Raw genomic sequence first — 15,853 nt, 5'->3', positions numbered from 1 at the left:
GTTCATCAGCGAGCGAGCGATCGGGTTGCGGGTGGTGTATTTGTCGTAGTGGTTGCCGGGGACGTTGACGTACCCGTGCTCGACAGTTGTGGCGGTCATGGCGCGAGTTCCCGGCTCGGAGCGACGTACTGCAGCTCGGCCCGCAGCTGCCGCTCGCGGAATTCCTCGAGCAGGCGGCGATTGGTGGCGATCAGATCGGCGAGGATGCCGCCCATGGCGAGCACGCCCGAAACCGCCAGCAGGCCGGCGCCGAGGACCAGCGACTGAATGTTGCCGGCCCCTTCGCCGATGGCGAAATGATAGAGGAAGCGCACGAACACGATCATCGCCGGCAGGGCGGCGAGCGCCGCGAGGCCGAGGAAGAAGCGCAGCGGCTTGTAGAGGACGAAGATCCGCAGCACGGTAAGGATGGAGCGGGCGACATAGCTGCCGATGTTCTTCACCAGTCGCGAGGGCCTGAGGTCGCCGTTGACGCCTATCTGCACCGAGGCGATGGGAATGTCGTTGCGCCCGGCCTGTATGATGGTCTCGAGGGTGTAGGTGTAGGAGTTGAAAACGTTCATCCGCAGCGCCGCGTCGCGATGGATGGCGCGAAAACCGCTCGGCGCATCGGCGACGACCGTGCCGCTTGCCTGCTTCACCACCCAGGAGCCGAGTCGCTGCAGCAGCTTCTTGAGCCGAGAGAAATGCGCGATCTGTTCGATGGGCCGCGCGCCCACGACGATCAACGCATCTCTGGCGAGAATCGGAGCGACGAGGTCGGGGATCGAACGCGCGTCGTACTGGTTGTCCGCGTCGGTGTTGACGATGACATCCGCCCCAAGCCTCAAGGAGGTCTCGATACCGGCCATGAAGGCGCGCGCCAGGCCCTGGTTGGTCGGCAGCGACACGATGTGATCGACGCCGTTCTGGCGGGCCACCTCCACTGTGCGGTCCGTGGACCCGTCGTCGATCACCAGCCATTCGACTTGCTCGAACCCCGGAACGGCCCGGGGCAGATCAGCCAGGGTGATCGCGAGGGTTGCTTCCTCGTTGAGGCAAGGAATCTGGATTATCAGCTTGTGCACGGAAGGTCCGGAGCTTGGCGCGCGCCGATGGCCTGAGGCGCGCGGCCAAAAGTGTCCATCAGAAGTCCGAATACCCAGTTAACTCGGGGTGCGGCCGGTTCTACTTGCGGGCGCGAAATCGGGGCTGGTGGGTGGGGAACAAATACTGCACAGGCCCGTGGGGGTGGCGGGGCGCCGCAGTTGCGGCCAAACAGGGGCCCCACACGCCTTTGATTGTTAAGCTAGATTGCCAGTGGCGGTGCGCCGCGTTAATCTTTCGCAAATCCCGAAGGTGGGGGCGCCACACGGGACCTGGACCCAAATTGGTGAATTGCGGAGGGGCGGTACATGACGCAGAAAACGGTCACGCGAGCAGACCTCGCTGAGGCTGTCTACGAGGCGGTGGGCTTGTCCCGAACCGAATCGGCCGAACTGGTGGAGCGGGTGCTCGACCTGATCGGTGATGCGCTGGTGGACGGCAGCAACGTCAAGCTCAGCTCCTTCGGCTCGTTCCAGGTGCGCTCCAAGAACCAGCGCATCGGCCGCAACCCCAAGACCGGCGAGGAAGTGCCGATCCTGCCGCGTCAGGTTCTGGTGTTCAAACCCAGCAACGTGTTGAAATCCAAGATCAACAAATCTATGGTCCGGGCTGGAAAATAACACTCTTTCCGGCACGGGTGGGTCCTTTTGGATAAATCTCCAGACGCATTTCGCACCATCTCCGAGGCGGCCGACGAACTCGACCTGCCTCAGCACGTGCTGCGCTTCTGGGAGACGCGATTCTCCACCATCAAGCCGCTGAAGCGCGGCGGCGGCCGGCGCTACTACCGGCCCGAGGACGTGCTGCTGCTCAAGGGCATCCGGCACCTGCTCTACGACCAGGGTTTCACCATCAAGGGGGTGCAGCGCATCCTCAAGGACCAGGGCATCCGCTACGTCATCGGCATCGGCGAGGGCCGGCCGATCGAGGCGCTGCCGCAGCCGGCCGACATCGAGCCGGAAGACGACGTGCCGGCTGAGTCGGCCCCGCTCGCTGAAGACGAGGCGCCGGAAAGCGCTCCAGCGCCGTCGCGATTGAAACTTCCGGGCTTCAAGCCCGCCCCCAGGCCCGCCGGGCTCACAGAAGCCGACCGCCATAAGCTCTCGGACGTGCTGCGCGAACTGCTCGACTGCAAACGCCTCCTGGAGCGGGCCCGCGAGGGCTAGGCGTCGGAGCCGTTGCCGCGGGGCGGCTCCGTGGGCAGCACGCCGTAGGATTGCGACGTCCCGTTCCCGCCGTCCTGCACGCTGCCCTGTACGCCGAGGCCGCGCCGCAACAGCTCGCGCACCGCGGCAGCCCGGCTGGGCATCCGGTTGGCAAAGCGGAAGTCGTCGAGCGCCCGCAATTCATCTGCCTCAAGCATGATCTGCAGCCGCTCGCCGCGCGAAAGCTCGTTGCCTTTCAGGGTTGTCTCCGTCACTTCGTGCCCTCCCTGACTGACTGTCCCCAAATACTCATTCAACTAATTGGTGTCAATTTGGTTCCTCACTTTACGCCACTTACTCATTCGGCGTCCCAAGCGGCATCGAAGGTTTGAGCTAACTCCGTTTGTGCTCGACGTTTTTTCCTTCCGGATGCATGTTTCGCCGAAGAAGGCGGTGAATGGATGCTCTCGGAAGATCAAGGAATGCCTCAATCCCTCGGGACGGTTCTCATTCTCGAGGACGAGGTACTGGTTTCCACCATGATCGAGGATCTGCTCCTCGAACTGGGGGCCGAGCATGCGCTGGTGTGCAACACGCTGGCGCAGGCTCGCGCCGCGATCGAGCAGCATGGGGTGCACTGCGCCATCCTCGATGTGCAGATCGGGGGCGCCGACAGCTTCGAGATCGCCGATGCGCTTGCGGCGCGCAGCATCCCGTATTTCTTCGCCAGCGCTTCGGGGCCGGACAGGCTCAGTGAGCGCCATCGCCACCGGCCGCTATTGGCCAAGCCCTTCTCGAACGAGCAGTTGCGCGAATGCGTGCGGGCCGCGGTGCTGCAGGCGGCGCTGCCGGCCTGAGCGGCGGAGCAGGGGCCGCTTCCGGCCCCCGCCGTTTGCGACTCGCGGTCAGAAGACCGCGAGATATTTCAGCAGCGCGATGATGCCGATGATGATGACGATGATCTGGATGATCTGCTTGATCCGCCCTTCGACGGGCAGGCGCTGAACAAGCCAGAGGATGAGGATGACCACCAGGAAGGTGATCAGGATTCCAATCAGGACCGACATCGAGTTTCTCCGTGACGCTCTCGGAAATGCGAGGCGCTGGCAGAACGCACGAGATTAAAAATCGTGGCAGGGGCCGCGCAAATTCGTCACACCTGTGGCAGGTTAGCCCCAGTTGAGCCCATCGAAGCCGCCGCTCCATGTCCAGGACCACACCCGCAACCCTTGCGCTGACCGCGGCGGGCATTGCCTTCACCCCGTTCCCCTACGAATACGATCCCGACGCGCCGCGTATCGGGTTGCAGGCGGCGGAGGCCTTGGGCCGGGCGCCGGAACAGGTGTTCAAGACGCTGATGGCGGAGGTCGACGGCAAGCCGGTCTGCGTCGTGGTGCCGTCCGATTGCGAGGTGAGCATGAAGAAGCTCGCGGCGGCCTTCGGCGGCAAATCCGCCGCGATGATGAAGCCGGCCGATGCCGAGCGGCTCACCGGCTTCAAGGTCGGCGGCATCAGCCCGTTCGGGCAGCGCAGGAAGGTGCCGACGGCGATCGACGAAACGGTGGAGCTGTTCGACGAGGTGCTGATCAATGGCGGCCAGCGTGGGCTGCTGTTGGCGCTGAGCCCGGCGGATGCGGCGCGGGTTGCCGAGGCGAGGCTGGTGGACCTCATGGCGTAAGGGGCGGGAACCGGGTGGGGTGCTCCGCTGTTGCAGGGCGATGGACAACCCGACCGACCTCATCGCACCGCAGGGGCTGCATTTCGGCCCGCTCGGCGACACCTGGGTGCACCTTTGCATCGACATGCAGCGCATGTTCGCCGAACAGACGGAATGGCATGCGCCCTGGATCAACAAGGTGTTGCCCGAGGTCGCCCGGCTGGTCGAGCTGGCGCCGGAGCGCACCATCTTCACCCGCTTCATTCCGGCGAAGTCGGCCGATGCGGCAGGCGGGACCTGGCGGCGCTACTATCGGCGCTGGGAGGCGATGACGCTGGAGCGCATCGACACTGGGCTGGTCGAGCTGATTCCCGAGCTGGCGCGGCACGTGCCGCCCGCCCGGGTGCACGACAAGCGGATCTACAGCCCGTGGTTGGGAAGTCGGCTGCATTCCGACCTGCTGGCGGCCGGCGTTAACACCGTAGTGGTGTCGGGAGCCGAGACCGAGGTCTGCGTGCTGGCGGCGGTGATCGGCGCCATCGACCTGGGCTATCGCGTGGTGATCGCCACCGACGCAATCTGCTCGTCGGCGGATTCGACCCACGATGCGATGAAGGAGGTCTATGACAGCCGCTTCGGCATGCAGGTCGAGACCGCGACGGTCGCCGAGATCGTCGAGAACGGACGCTCCCGGTGGAGCGCAAGGGGATGACGCCACGTTGGCCCTTATCGCGATGGCGGTAACGGGCTAAGGTTTCCCGGAAAACCCCGGGATCGACCATGGCAAGCCTGCTGCTGCTCACATACGCCGCCCCCACCATCGAACTCGCCAAGGGCGAGGTGCTGATCACCCAGGGCGGGCGCGGCAAGGACCTCTACGTCCTCGACACCGGCCGGCTGGCGGTGGAGCGGGACGGGGTCAAGATCGCCACGATCGACGAATTCGACTCGGTGATCGGCGAGATGGCGCTGCTGCTCGGCAAGCCCCACAGCGCCACGGTGCGCGCCGAGACCGACAGCAAGGTGCGCGTGGTTCGCGACGCGCTACTGGTCCTCGAACGCCACCCGCTCATCACCCTGCGGCTGGCGACGCTGCTCTGCCAGCGGCTCGATTCGACCTCGGCGCTACTGGCCGACCTCAGCCACGAGGCCTCGGACAAGCCGAGCGAGCAGGGGCTGCTGAGCCGCATCATCTCGGTCCTTGCGGCAGCTCCGCCGTTGAAGAGCTGAAGCCAGATCGCTCGGCTTGCCCATAAAAGGCCGCTTGCATCGCGCGGCGGCTTTGGGTAGGGCATCCGCAGTCGGGGTGTAGCGCAGCCTGGTAGCGCATTTGTCTGGGGGACAAAGGGTCGTCGGTTCAAATCCGGCCACTCCGACCATTTCTCTCAAAAGCCTTAGAGGACTGCGGATTGGATATTGCCCCCAGCGATCCGCTCCCCGATGAGCTATCGCTTGTCGCCGAGAGTCTTGGGCGCTGGCCGGTCGCGGCCGGCGGCGTGCCGGTGGCGATCAACCTGAGCGAGAACCACACTTTCCGCATCGACGGGCCCGACGGCGCGCGGCATGTGCTGCGGCTGCACCGGCCGCGCTACCAGTCGCGCACCGCCATCGGCAGCGAGCTCGCCTGGCTCGAGGCGATCACCGACGACACCGATATCCCGGTGCCGCGGCCGATCCCCGGGGCCGATGGCGAGATCGTGCAGGAGGTGTCGCCGGACCGGTTCGCGGCGCTGTTCGTGTTCGAGAACGGCGTTGAGCCGCAGCCGGATGGCGACCTTGCGCCGCTGTTCGCGACGCTCGGGCGCTATGCCGCGACGCTCCACAACCATATCGGCAGCTGGCAGCAGCCGGAAAAGTTCGTGCGTCCGATCTGGGATGCGGTGGGGATACTCGAATCGACGGGGCTGTGGGGCGACTGGCGAAAGGCCCCGCATGTCGAGGGCGAGGTGCTGGACGACCTGACCGAACTCGATGCGGCGCTGCGGGCCGACCTGCGCGCCTACGGGACGGATATCGACCGGTTCGGGCTGATCCATGCCGATATGCGGCTCGCCAACCTCCTCGTTGATGGCGAAACGACGATCCTCCTCGATTTCGACGATTCCGGCTACGGCTGGTTCCTCTACGACCTCGCGGCGAGCCTGTCCTTCATCGAGACCTCGCCGCAGGTGCCGGCGCTGATCCGCGCCTGGCTCGGGGCCTACATGGAAATCCGGCCGCTGAAGCCCGAGGATCTGCGGATGATCGATGCGATGATCCTCTTGCGGCGCATGGCGCTGCTGGCCTGGATTGGCTCGCATGGGGAAACCGAGCTGGCCAAGGCGCATGCCGGGCGGTTTGCGCTGGACACCGCGACGATGGCACGGAAGTATCTGGCGCGCTGACGGCCGAGGGAGGGCGCCATGCGCATCCTTGCCGTCGCCGACCTGCACTACAGCCTGCCGCAGTTCGACTGGCTGCTGACGGCCGCGCCGCGCTACGACCTGGTGATCATCGCCGGCGACCTGCTCGACAGCAATTCCTTCGTCACCACCAGTGCGCAGATGGTGGTGGTGCTGAAGTATCTCGAGCGACTGAGGGCGCTGGCGCCGCTGGTGGTCTGCTCGGGCAACCACGATCTGAACCACGCCTATTCGACCGGCGAGCGCTATGCGCGCTGGGTGCCGTATGCGCGCGGGCCGGGGGCGCACGCCGACAACGACACGTTCGAGATCGACGGGGACAGCATCACCATCTGCCCGTGGTGGGATGGCGATATCGCCAAACACGCCATCGGCCGGCAACTGGCGGAGGCGGCGCAAAGGCGCGGGCGGAACTGGTTCTGGGTCTACCACGCGCCGCCCTCCGATGCGGCGGTGAGTTGGTCGGGCTCGCGGCACTTCGGCGATGTGGAGCTGACGGGTTGGATCGGGCAGTACCGGCCGCAGCTGGTGTTCAGCGGGCATGTCCACGAGGCGCCGTTCGCGCGGGGTGGATCGTGGGCGGCGCGGGTGGGGGATACCTGGATCTTCAATCCGGGGAAGCAAGTGGGGGAGGTGCCGACGCATATCTGCGTCGATACCGAGCTGAGGCAGGCGGCGTGGTTTTCGTTCGAGGGGGCGGGGACGCTGGACTGGGGCGGCGGCGGCGTGCCGGAGGAGATGATGGAGATGCCGGATTGGGTGCCGCGCGCGCCGCGGGGTGTTTAGAGGCGCGGGTCGGGCTTGGTGCCGGGGGCCGGCCCCGGTTGCTGCTGCGCCGGCAGCTGCTGGTTGACCAGGGCTTCCAGAACTTCGTCGACCATGCCCAGGTGATCCGAGCGATCGCTGAACTGGTGCTTCAGGTCGGCGAGGTAGGTCGTGGCGTCGATCAGGCGGCTGGCGAGGATGCGGGCGACGTGGAAGACGATTTCGGGGCGCATCTGGAGGAAGGATTCGGCGTCCTCGATGCGGTGGACCACGGTGGGCTGGATGGCGCGGACGGTGGCGCTGTGCGGGCGGCCGAGCAGGGCCGAGATCTCGCCGAACACCGCGCCGGGCTCGTCGACCAGCGAGACGCGGACATCGCCGCGCAGCACTTCGACGGCGCCTTCGACGAGGATGTAGAGCACCCCGCTGCTCGGGCCCTCGGTGATCAGCACGTCGCCGGCGTCATAGCCGACCTTGGCGAGGTCCCTGGTATAGGCCAGCACCGCCTGCATCGAGGTGTCCTGCGGTTCCATCGTCAGCCCCTGGTCGCGTCCGCTGCGGAGCATGCCCTTAAGGCGGCGATGGCGCAATTCGCTTGTCGCGCACCTGGTAGCCCGCGGTGACCCCCCAGATCAGGCCGCCGACGAGGAAGAAGTGCCGCCAGTGGTCGACGTCGATGATCGCGGCCTCGCCGGCGAGCGGCACGAACACCGCGACCAGCGGGATCAGCAGCAGGCGGTTGGGGCTGGGCCGGAAGAGAAAGGCGACGCCGCGCCAGATGGTGATGGCGATGAAGGCGATCAGCGCCAGCCCGCCGCCCCAGCCATAGGCGTGGAGCACGTTGACGTAGGTATCGTGCGGCTCCTCCTTGACCCTGAGGTTGCGGAACTCGAGCGGGCCGAGGCCCAGCGGGTTTTGCAGCGCGAGGTCGAAGGCATAGCCCTGGCGGCCGAAGCGGCCGGTTTCGCCGGTGTCGTAGGTCTGCGATTCGGTGCGCAGCTCGATGAACGCGCGGAACTCCGGGATCGACAGGATGCTCGCCCCGGCGAGGACGAGCAGCAGCAGGCCGACCAGCGCCACCACCAGCATCCGCACTTTCTGGCGGGCGTGCGTCTCGAGGGCGAAGAGCAGCAGGTAGACGATGGCGCTGGAGATCGCCATGTGGCCCCAGGCGGCGCGGGAGAAGCTCGCGAACACGCCGGCCATGAGCACGCCGTAGGCCAGCGCCGACCACAGGGCGCGCAGCCGCGTGCCGATCAGGATGCGCTGCAGGACGTACATCCCCGGCAGGATCAGGAACGGGCCGAAGACGTTGGGATCGTTGAAGAACGCCTTGGCGCGGTCGTAGCGGGTGAAGAGGTCGTGGCCGATGCCGAGATAGCCGAGCGTGCCGAGAATGGCCGAGAGCAGGGCCGTCGCGAGATAGGCGCCGATGATGAGGCGCATCCGGGGACCCGGTGCTTCGGCAACGAAGTTGGCGACCCAGTAGGCGGTGAAGAACAGGAAGATGGTGACCGTCTGGTAGATCAGCGCGTCGCTTGGGGTGCTGAATTTCACCTGGAAGGCAGCGATGATCGCGAACGGGATGAAGCTGGCAAAGAGGACGAGCAGCCCAAGGGTGGAGCGGCGGAGCGTAAACCCGGCGAAGGTCGAGACGCCGAGGACGAGGAGGAAGGCGAGCTCGTAGGGCGAGGGCTCGGTGATCACCATGCCGCCGGCGAAGATCCAGACGGCGACGAGGCCGTGGAGAAGGCTGGTGGCGCGGGCGCGGAGCCAGGCGGCGGCGAGGGTGGGGCTGCCCCTCACACCGGCTCTCTCCTCGGCGGGGAGAGGGGGCGGCGTTGCACGGCCGGTGAGCGCGGCAGATGCGGCTGTTGCGCTCATCTCTTCCTCCGCGCGGTGTCATCCCTGCGTAAGCAGGGATCCAGCTCCCGGCTGGCGCGGGCGGCGGGTTGGGTCCCGGCTTTCGCTGGGATGACATCCCGTTTGGGGCGGGGCCGGTGGGCCACATGGCCCATTTTCAGAACGCGTTCTTGCGCTGGGTGAACAGCGAGATCGGGGTGAGGGCGACGATCTTGAGGTCGAGCCAGAGGGACCAGTTCTCAATGTAGTAGAGGTCGTGGTTCACGCGCTGCATGATCTTTTCGACGGTGTCGGTCTCGCCGCGCCAGCCGTGGACCTGGGCCCAGCCGGTCATGCCGGGTTTCACCCGGTGGCGGGCGAAATAGCCATCTACGGCATCGTGGTAGAGCTGGTTGTCGGCCTTGGCGGCAAGGGCGTGCGGGCGGGGGCCGACGATCGACAGGTCACCCTTGAGGACATTGAACAGCTGGGGGAGTTCATCGATGGAGGTCTTGCGGATGAATTTGCCCACCCTGGTGACGCGAGGGTCGTCCTTGGTGACGAGCTTGGTCGCGTTGGTGTCGACCATGTCGGTGCGCATCGAGCGGAATTTCCACATGTCGATGAGCTGGTTGTTGAAGCCGTGGCGCTTCTGGCGGAAGAACACCGGGCCGGGGCTCTCGAGCTTGATGGCGATGGCGGTGGCGATCATCACCGGCGAGAGGAGGATCAGCGCCGTGATGGCGACGAGCTTGTCGAACAGCCACTTGAAGACGAGGTTCCAGTCCGAGATCGGCCGGTCGGCCATGTCGAACACCGGGACGCCGCCGACATAGGAATAGGCCTTGGAGGTGAACCTCAGCTTGCTCATGTGCGCCGAGAGCCGGATATCGACCGGCAGCACCCAGAGCTGCTTCAGCATGTCGAGCACCCGGTGCTCGGCAAACAGCGGCATCGAGACGATGACCAGATCGACGCGGGTGCGGCGGGCGAACTCGATGAGCTCGGCGACGCGGCCGAGCTTGGCGACGGTGGCGACCGACTCGGGCGAGCGGTCGTCGTTGCGATCATCGAACAGGCCGAGGAGGGTGATGTCGTCGTGGGCGCCGGTCTTGATGGATTCGATCAGCGCTTCGGCATCCTTGCCGCCGCCGACGATGACGGTGCGGCGCTTGAGCTTGCCCTGCTCCGTCCAGCGCGTCACCACCTGGTAGAGGGCGACGCGGTAGGCGACGAGGACGACGAGCCCCACGGCCCACCAGTTGAAGATCCAGTTGCGCGACAGCGCGTTGCCGCTGTCGTAGAGCAGCACCAGCGCGCCCAGCACGGCGAAGGCGGCGGTCCAGGCCAACACACACTTCCAGATCTGCTCGAAGCCCAGCCGATAGGCGGCAATGCGGTGCATGCGGGCGAGATTGATGAACAGGTGCGCCACCGCGACCACGGCGAGCGTGGTGATGACGCTGAGCAGCTTATCGCCGCCATTGAGGCCGAACAGCGTGATGCCGGTGAGCATCAGGACGCCGATTTCGAGCACCTGCGCGACGCCGACCACCACGGAAGCCGGATAGGTCGGCTCGATCGGCCGGTCGGCGATCGCCGCCGCGAGATCGCCCAGCTTCACCGGGCCAGCCTTTGCCTTCGGTGGATGCGCCACGTGCTCGAGGACGGCTTGCTTGGGATCGAGATGGAACATCTTGGGCGGACTCTGTGCGGGGCTGCTGCCGGTGCGGCCGGAACTCTAGGAAGAAAGCGATGAAGACTCGGTGAAACCCGCGGCCCGCCGCGCGAAGAGCGCCCGGCGGTAGAGCGCCTCGATCTGGTCGGCCATGTGGGCGATGGAGAAGCCGGTGCGGATGTGGCCGAGCCGGGTCTCCGCCTCGCGCGCCGCCGCGGCGGGATCGTCGAGCGCGGACTGCATGGCGCGGCGGAGCGCTTCGCTGTCGGCGGCGGGGAGGAGGCTGGGCGCTGTCGGTCCGAAGATTTCCCTGACGCCTCCCACGTCCGTTGCGATCACCGGCCGGCCGGCGGCAGCGGCTTCGAGGATGACGTAGGGCAGGGACTCGGCGAGCGAGGGGACGACCGCGATGCGACCCAGGTGCAGCGTCGGGCGGGCCGGCTTGACACCGAGGAGCGTGACGCGATCGCCAAGGCCGAGCCTGGCGATCTGCGCCTTGATGGACTCGAGATCGGGGCCACCGCCGGCCATCGCCAGCGTCGCGGGGCGATTGCCGGGAGCGCGAAGCGGGGCGAGGGCGTCGAGCAGGTAGGCGATGCCCTTGACCGCGCGGAACTCGCCGATGAACACGAAATCGGCGGCGTCGGGGCCTGGGGTGATGGGCTCGAACTCGGCCGGCATCAGGCCATTGTGGATGACCGGCGCGGGGCAGGCGGGCTGGCCGATCTGCCCGCTATAGGCGGACTGCGCGAAGGCGCTCTCGAAGACGATGGCGTCGGTGGCGCCGAGCAGCACGCGCTCGATCAGGCGGAACGCCCGGCCTGCGGGCGAGCCGGGCTTGTAGTTCAGGACGCCGCCATGTGGGGTGTAGAGCGATACCCGCTGCCGCGCGCCGATGCGGGCGAGGCGGGCATTGAGGCCGCCCTTGGCGCCATGACCGTGCAGCACGTCGATCTCTAGCTCATTGGCGAGTTTTCGCACCTTGAACGGGGTGGTGAAGTCCTCGGCGCCGAACACCCGGGGAATCGGCAGCGAGTGGATGCCGAGGCGGGCGAGGGGCTTGAGCTTGCCCAGCCGCTCCTCGGTCAGGGCGTCGGTGTGGAGGCTGTCGGCGAGGATGCCGATCTCGTGGCCGCGGGCGGCGAGCTCGTGCGTCAGGTCGTAGACATGCCGGAACAGGCCACCGACGGGGGCGCGGAGAATTTGCAGGATGCGGAGCGGGGCGGCGTTATGGGACATGCCCCAGCGTTAGGCGCGCGCGGGTTTCCGAACCCTTTAGAGCCGGCGCTCGGATACTACGATGGTATCTCCGGGGTAAATCGGGAAGTCGAGATCGACCGAACCCTTCACCATCTGGTTGCCCTGGCGGCGATAGATGACGGCGCGGCCGCGGTCGGCGGTATCGGAGAATCCGCCCGCCGTGCTGATCGCGGCGCGCACCGTCATGCCGTAGACATAGGGGAACTGGCCGCCGGTCTTCACTGCGCCCTGGATGAAGAACGGGCGGTAAGTCTCGATTTCGACTGCGACACTCGGTTCGCGGATATAGCCCTCGGCGAGCGCGGCGGTGATCGCGGCGGCGGCCAGCTGGGTGGACTTGCCGCGCACATTCACCGGACCGACCAGCGGCAGCGCCACGGCGCCGGAATCGTCGACCTGGTAGCTCTTGGAGAGCTCCGCCTCGCCATAGACGCTGACCCGCACCACGTCGCCGCTGTCGAGGCCGTAGGGGCCCTTCACGTCGACGAGATAGGTCGAGGCCCGGCCGTTCATGGCGCAGGCGGCAAGCGGAACTAGCAGCAATATGAGGAGGAAACGCAGCCAGCGCATGGCTATCCCGATAGACTCTGATCAGGCGCTCAGTGTCGCGGGGCTATGGTTAACATTTCGCTTAGATGCGACCGTTCGTTCTCACATTGCGAGCCGGCTTAACCGAATGCTTACCACGTTCGCCGCATAGCTCATGGGGTAACAACGAGGGCGGGCCAGTGAGTTCGGACAGCGAGCGCGCCGAAGACATGCGGATGGATGTGGGGGCGCTGGTCGCCGCCGTGCTGTCGCGCGGCATCAGGATCATCCTCGTTACCGGGCTGCTGCTGATGGCGACGGCGGCGGTGCTGCTGTTCATCCCCAAGACCTATGAATCGTCGGCGAGCCTGCTCGTCGAAGCGCGCGACAATATCTATACCCGCGCCGCCACCGCCGCGCCCTCCAGCTCCAGTGCGGTCAGCACCGAGGCGCTGATGTCGAGCCAGATCGAGCTGATCAAGGCGCGCGACCTGCTGCTCGATGTGATCGACCAGGAAAACCTCCGCTCGGTGCCCGAATTCACCAATGGCGGCTTCTCGCCGATCGGCTTCATCATGCGGCTGCTCGGCCGGCCGCCGGCGGCAGGCAATGTCGAGGAGGCGGTGCTCGCCAACCTCGCCGACCGGATGACGGTGATCCGCGAGCGCGACTCGGCGGTGATCTCGATCTTCGTGCGCTCGACCGATCCGAAGCTCGCGGCACGCATCGCTAATGCCGTCGCCGCCGCGCATGTGAAGCGCCGCGCCGCCCAGTCGCTGACCGATACGGCGGATGCCACGGTGTGGCTGCAGACCGAGATCGACAAGCTGCGCCCCAAGGTGAGCGCCGCCGAGACGGCAGTCGCCAACTACAAGGTCGACAACGACCTGTTCCTCAGCTCCGGCACCGTCCCGCTCAGCGACCAGCAGCTCTCGGTCGTCTCGACCCAGATCGCCGAAGCGCAGCAGCGCAAGAACAATGCGCAGTCGCGTTCCAAGCTGATCCGCGGTCTGGTCGCCGGGGGGCAATCGCTCGACGGCGTCAACGACGTGCGCAACTCCATGGTGATCCAGAGCCTCTTGCAGACGAGAGCCAACCTGCAGGGGGACCTGGCGCAGAAATCGACGACGCTGCTTGCAAATCATCCGACCATCAAGGCGCTGAAGGCGCAGATCGCCGAGCTCGGCCGCCAGATCGCCAACGAGGCCGGCCGGGTGGCCGATTCGCTCGAGGCCGAGGCCAAGGTCGAGGCCGACCTCGAGCAGCGGCTGCGCGACGACCTGACCCGCGCCAAGCTCATCGCCGGCGACGCCACCAAGGGCGGCGTGACGCTCGACAGCCTCGAGCGGGAGGCCAAGGCGCAGCGCGACCTGCTGGAGAATTACCTCGCGAAATATTCCGACGCCCTGTCGCGCACCGCCTCGAACTCGGCGCTGCCCGATGTCCGCATCATCAGCGAGGCGGCGCCGGCCGTCGATCCGGCTTCTCCCAAGATCCCGCTGATCCTGGGAGCTGTTGGCTTCGTGGCGCTGGTGCTGCAGGTCGGCGTGGTGCTGTTCGGCGAACTGATGTCGGGCCGGGCGCTGGTGGCGCGCACCTCGACGACGACCGAGGCCGAGTACGAGGCAGAGCAGGCGGAAGCGGCTGCCGACATGGACATTGCCGAACAGGCGGAGTTCGACGACGAGCTGGAGACGGCGGTGGAGCAGGGCATCGCGGCGCCGCTGCCCGATATGCTGGTCGACGACCTCGCCGGGCTCTCGGCGGCGGTCAGCGCCCATGAGCTGCGTACCGTGCTGCTGGCGACGCTCGGCGGCGCCGGCGACACGCTGGCCGTCATCGACCGGCTGCTCGAGGATGCGCTGATGGCGGGCCTCAGCGCCGTGGTGGTGGATGCCGGGAGCGGCGAGGTCAGCGGCGCAGTGGGCCTCACCGAACTCGCGGCGGAAGAGGCCGACTACGGCGACGTCATGCAGCGCGCCGGCGAAAGCCTCGCCGAGGTGCCGTGGGGCCGGCTCGAGACGCTCGACCGCCGCTCGACGCGGCCGCTGACGCTGATCGCGGCGCTGGCCGACATCTATCACCTGGTGATCGTCGATACCGGCCATGCCGGCGTCGCATCGAGCCTGCCGCTGTTCGCCGGCGCCAAGGCCACGGTCGTCCTCGTCACCGGCGCCGCGACCCATCCGGTTGCCGTCGGCGCGGCGCGGCGCGATATCTCGGCGCTTGGCTTCGAGGTCGGTCGCGTCGTAAGCCTGCCCGCAATCAGGGCGGACGTGGCGTAGGCTGGATGGCGGGGTTTCGGTACAGGCTGATCGGCGCCGCCTTCGAACTGCTGTGGGCGAGCCAGGCGACGCGCCTGATCCGCGCCCGGTCGAAGGCGCGCGGCGTGATCTTCACCCTGCACCGGGTGCTGCCGGACGATCCGGCGGATTTCGCGCCCAATGCCATCCTGCAGGTGAAGCCGGACTTCCTCGAGTTAGCCATCACCCGGGTGCGCGAGCTCGGCTACGACATCGTCGATCTCGACGAGGCGACGCGCCGGATCGAGACGGACGAGGCGGGCAAGCCGTTCGCCGTCTTCACCTTCGACGACGCCTATCGCGACAACCTCAAGTACGCCTTGCCGATCCTCAGGCGGCAGCAATGCCCGTTCACCCTCTACGTGCCGACGGCGCTGGTCGATGGCGTGGGGGAGGTCTGGTGGCAGGCGCTCGAGGACATCATCGCCGGCCAGAACGCCATGGCCGTCACCTACAATGGCGAGACCGAGTATTTCGCCACGGCCAATCTCGAGGAGAGGCAGCGGGCCTATGACAGCCTCTATGGGCGCATGCGCACCATGCCCGAGGCCGATCGGGTGAAGCTGATCCGCGACATTGCCGGGCAATACGGCTTCGACCTCGCCCGGCATTGCCGCGAGCTGATCATGGACTGGTCGGAACTGCGGCATTTCGCGGCCGAGCCGCTCTGCACCATCGGCGCGCACACGGTGCACCACTATGAGCTGGCGAAGCTCAGCCCGGCCGATGCGCGCAACGAGATCGAGCAGTCGGTGCGGATTCTGAAGGCGCAGTTCGGGCGGGCGCCGCTGCACCTGAGCTATCCGATCGGGGCCGCGGTGTCGGCGGGGCCGCGCGAGTTTTCCATCGCGCGCGAGCTGGGGCTGCGGACGGCGGTGACGACGCGGCCGGGGGGATTGTATGCGGGCCACCGTCACAGCCTCCACTCGCTGCCGCGCGTGTCGCTGAACGGGCTGTTCCAGGCGCGGCGCTATGTCGATGTGCTTGCGACGCCGGCGGTGTTTTCGGTGTTGCGGGGGTGAGGCGGTGGCTCCGCACCCCCACCCTTGATCCCTCCCCACAAGGGGGAGGGAAGGCGGCAGCCAAGGGTGGGGGTGCCGCTTGCGCAGACAGACTGGATTGCCAGGAAGGGCCCTCGCGATTACCCCTCATTCGTCATCCTCGTGCTCGACACGAGGACCCAGCCT

Annotated in this window: 18 protein-coding genes and 1 tRNA gene; 11 read left to right on the top strand and 8 right to left on the bottom strand. The window is 66.9% G+C overall.

What is annotated here, in order from left to right; all coding sequences use genetic code 11:
• Nucleotides 1–95 precede the first annotated feature (95 nt).
• Nucleotides 96–1,067, bottom strand: a complete 972-nt coding sequence (locus tag JWQ89_RS16910) for a glycosyltransferase family 2 protein (RefSeq protein WP_299642870.1) — start codon at nt 1,065–1,067, stop codon at nt 96–98.
• Nucleotides 1,068–1,394: 327 nt separating this feature from the next.
• Between JWQ89_RS16910 and JWQ89_RS16905 the strand changes: the two genes are divergently transcribed.
• The gene (locus tag JWQ89_RS16905; RefSeq protein ID WP_299642868.1) at nt 1,395–1,706 is read left to right on the top strand and encodes an integration host factor subunit alpha; all 312 of its coding nucleotides are present in this window, start codon (nt 1,395–1,397) and stop codon (nt 1,704–1,706) included.
• Nucleotides 1,707–1,733: 27 nt separating this feature from the next.
• The gene (locus tag JWQ89_RS16900; protein WP_299642866.1) at nt 1,734–2,252 is read left to right on the top strand and encodes a MerR family transcriptional regulator; all 519 of its coding nucleotides are present in this window, start codon (nt 1,734–1,736) and stop codon (nt 2,250–2,252) included.
• Here JWQ89_RS16900 and JWQ89_RS16895 read toward each other — a convergent pair.
• Complete coding sequence (locus JWQ89_RS16895) at nt 2,249–2,449, bottom strand: hypothetical protein (RefSeq protein ID WP_299642872.1); 201 nt, start codon at nt 2,447–2,449, stop codon at nt 2,249–2,251. The two genes, JWQ89_RS16900 and JWQ89_RS16895, sit on opposite strands and share 4 nt — an antisense overlap.
• A 264-nt stretch (nt 2,450–2,713) precedes the next feature.
• Here JWQ89_RS16895 and JWQ89_RS16890 point away from each other — a divergent pair, with 264 nt between their 5' ends.
• Nucleotides 2,714–3,088, top strand: a complete 375-nt coding sequence (locus JWQ89_RS16890; protein ID WP_299642864.1) for a response regulator — start codon at nt 2,714–2,716, stop codon at nt 3,086–3,088.
• A 48-nt stretch (nt 3,089–3,136) separates the two neighbouring features.
• Here the strand turns inward: JWQ89_RS16890 and JWQ89_RS16885 are convergent, their stop codons facing one another.
• Nucleotides 3,137–3,298 (bottom strand): Thivi_2564 family membrane protein, encoded by a 162-nt coding sequence (locus tag JWQ89_RS16885; protein WP_299642863.1) that lies wholly within the window; start codon nt 3,296–3,298, stop codon nt 3,137–3,139.
• A gap of 137 nt (nt 3,299–3,435) precedes the next feature.
• Between JWQ89_RS16885 and ybaK the strand changes: the two genes are divergently transcribed.
• From ybaK to JWQ89_RS16855, 6 genes are all read left to right on the top strand, one after another.
• Nucleotides 3,436–3,909 carry a Cys-tRNA(Pro) deacylase gene (ybaK, locus tag JWQ89_RS16880; RefSeq protein ID WP_299642862.1) on the top strand — a complete coding sequence of 158 codons (474 nt, stop codon included), beginning with the start codon at nt 3,436–3,438 and terminating at the stop codon, nt 3,907–3,909.
• Between the two features lie 40 nt (nt 3,910–3,949).
• Nucleotides 3,950–4,600 carry a cysteine hydrolase gene (locus JWQ89_RS16875; RefSeq protein WP_299642860.1) on the top strand — a complete coding sequence of 217 codons (651 nt, stop codon included), beginning with the start codon at nt 3,950–3,952 and terminating at the stop codon, nt 4,598–4,600.
• 68 nt (nt 4,601–4,668) lie between these two features.
• Entirely contained in the window at nt 4,669–5,118 is a 450-nt protein-coding gene (locus JWQ89_RS16870) for a cyclic nucleotide-binding domain-containing protein (protein ID WP_299642858.1), read from the top strand.
• Nucleotides 5,119–5,190: 72 nt separating this feature from the next.
• Nucleotides 5,191–5,267, top strand: a tRNA-Pro gene (locus JWQ89_RS16865).
• A 30-nt stretch (nt 5,268–5,297) separates the two neighbouring features.
• Complete coding sequence (locus tag JWQ89_RS16860; protein WP_299642857.1) at nt 5,298–6,272, top strand: phosphotransferase; 975 nt, start codon at nt 5,298–5,300, stop codon at nt 6,270–6,272.
• 18 nt (nt 6,273–6,290) lie between these two features.
• Nucleotides 6,291–7,076, top strand: coding sequence for a metallophosphoesterase (locus JWQ89_RS16855; RefSeq protein ID WP_299642855.1), 786 nt, complete (start codon nt 6,291–6,293; stop codon nt 7,074–7,076).
• Here the strand turns inward: JWQ89_RS16855 and JWQ89_RS16850 are convergent.
• The 5 genes from JWQ89_RS16850 to JWQ89_RS16830 all read right to left on the bottom strand — a co-directional run bounded on the left by JWQ89_RS16850 (nt 7,073) and on the right by JWQ89_RS16830 (nt 12,405).
• Entirely contained in the window at nt 7,073–7,588 is a 516-nt protein-coding gene (locus tag JWQ89_RS16850; protein WP_299642853.1) for a cyclic nucleotide-binding domain-containing protein, read from the bottom strand. The two genes, JWQ89_RS16855 and JWQ89_RS16850, sit on opposite strands and share 4 nt — an antisense overlap.
• 37 nt (nt 7,589–7,625) lie before the next feature.
• The gene (locus tag JWQ89_RS16845; protein ID WP_299642852.1) at nt 7,626–8,939 is read right to left on the bottom strand and encodes an O-antigen ligase family protein; all 1,314 of its coding nucleotides are present in this window, start codon (nt 8,937–8,939) and stop codon (nt 7,626–7,628) included.
• Between the two features lie 136 nt (nt 8,940–9,075).
• Nucleotides 9,076–10,593, bottom strand: coding sequence for an undecaprenyl-phosphate glucose phosphotransferase (locus JWQ89_RS16840; protein ID WP_299642851.1), 1,518 nt, complete (start codon nt 10,591–10,593; stop codon nt 9,076–9,078).
• A gap of 45 nt (nt 10,594–10,638) precedes the next feature.
• The gene (locus tag JWQ89_RS16835; protein WP_299642849.1) at nt 10,639–11,814 is read right to left on the bottom strand and encodes a glycosyltransferase family 4 protein; all 1,176 of its coding nucleotides are present in this window, start codon (nt 11,812–11,814) and stop codon (nt 10,639–10,641) included.
• A gap of 36 nt (nt 11,815–11,850) precedes the next feature.
• Entirely contained in the window at nt 11,851–12,405 is a 555-nt protein-coding gene (locus JWQ89_RS16830; RefSeq protein WP_299642847.1) for a polysaccharide biosynthesis/export family protein, read from the bottom strand.
• 158 nt (nt 12,406–12,563) lie between these two features.
• Between JWQ89_RS16830 and JWQ89_RS16825 the strand changes: the two genes are divergently transcribed.
• Nucleotides 12,564–14,648 (top strand): GumC family protein, encoded by a 2,085-nt coding sequence (locus JWQ89_RS16825; protein ID WP_299642845.1) that lies wholly within the window; start codon nt 12,564–12,566, stop codon nt 14,646–14,648.
• Nucleotides 14,649–14,653: 5 nt separating this feature from the next.
• On the top strand, nt 14,654–15,688 hold the full coding sequence (locus JWQ89_RS16820; protein ID WP_299642843.1) for a polysaccharide deacetylase family protein: 1,035 nt from the start codon (nt 14,654–14,656) through the stop codon (nt 15,686–15,688).
• Nucleotides 15,689–15,853: the final 165 nt, after the last annotated feature.

The organism is Devosia sp. (assembly GCF_028290645.1).
Taxonomy (GTDB): domain Bacteria; phylum Pseudomonadota; class Alphaproteobacteria; order Rhizobiales; family Devosiaceae; genus Devosia_A.
This window is presented reverse-complemented; position numbering and strand designations above follow the sequence as displayed.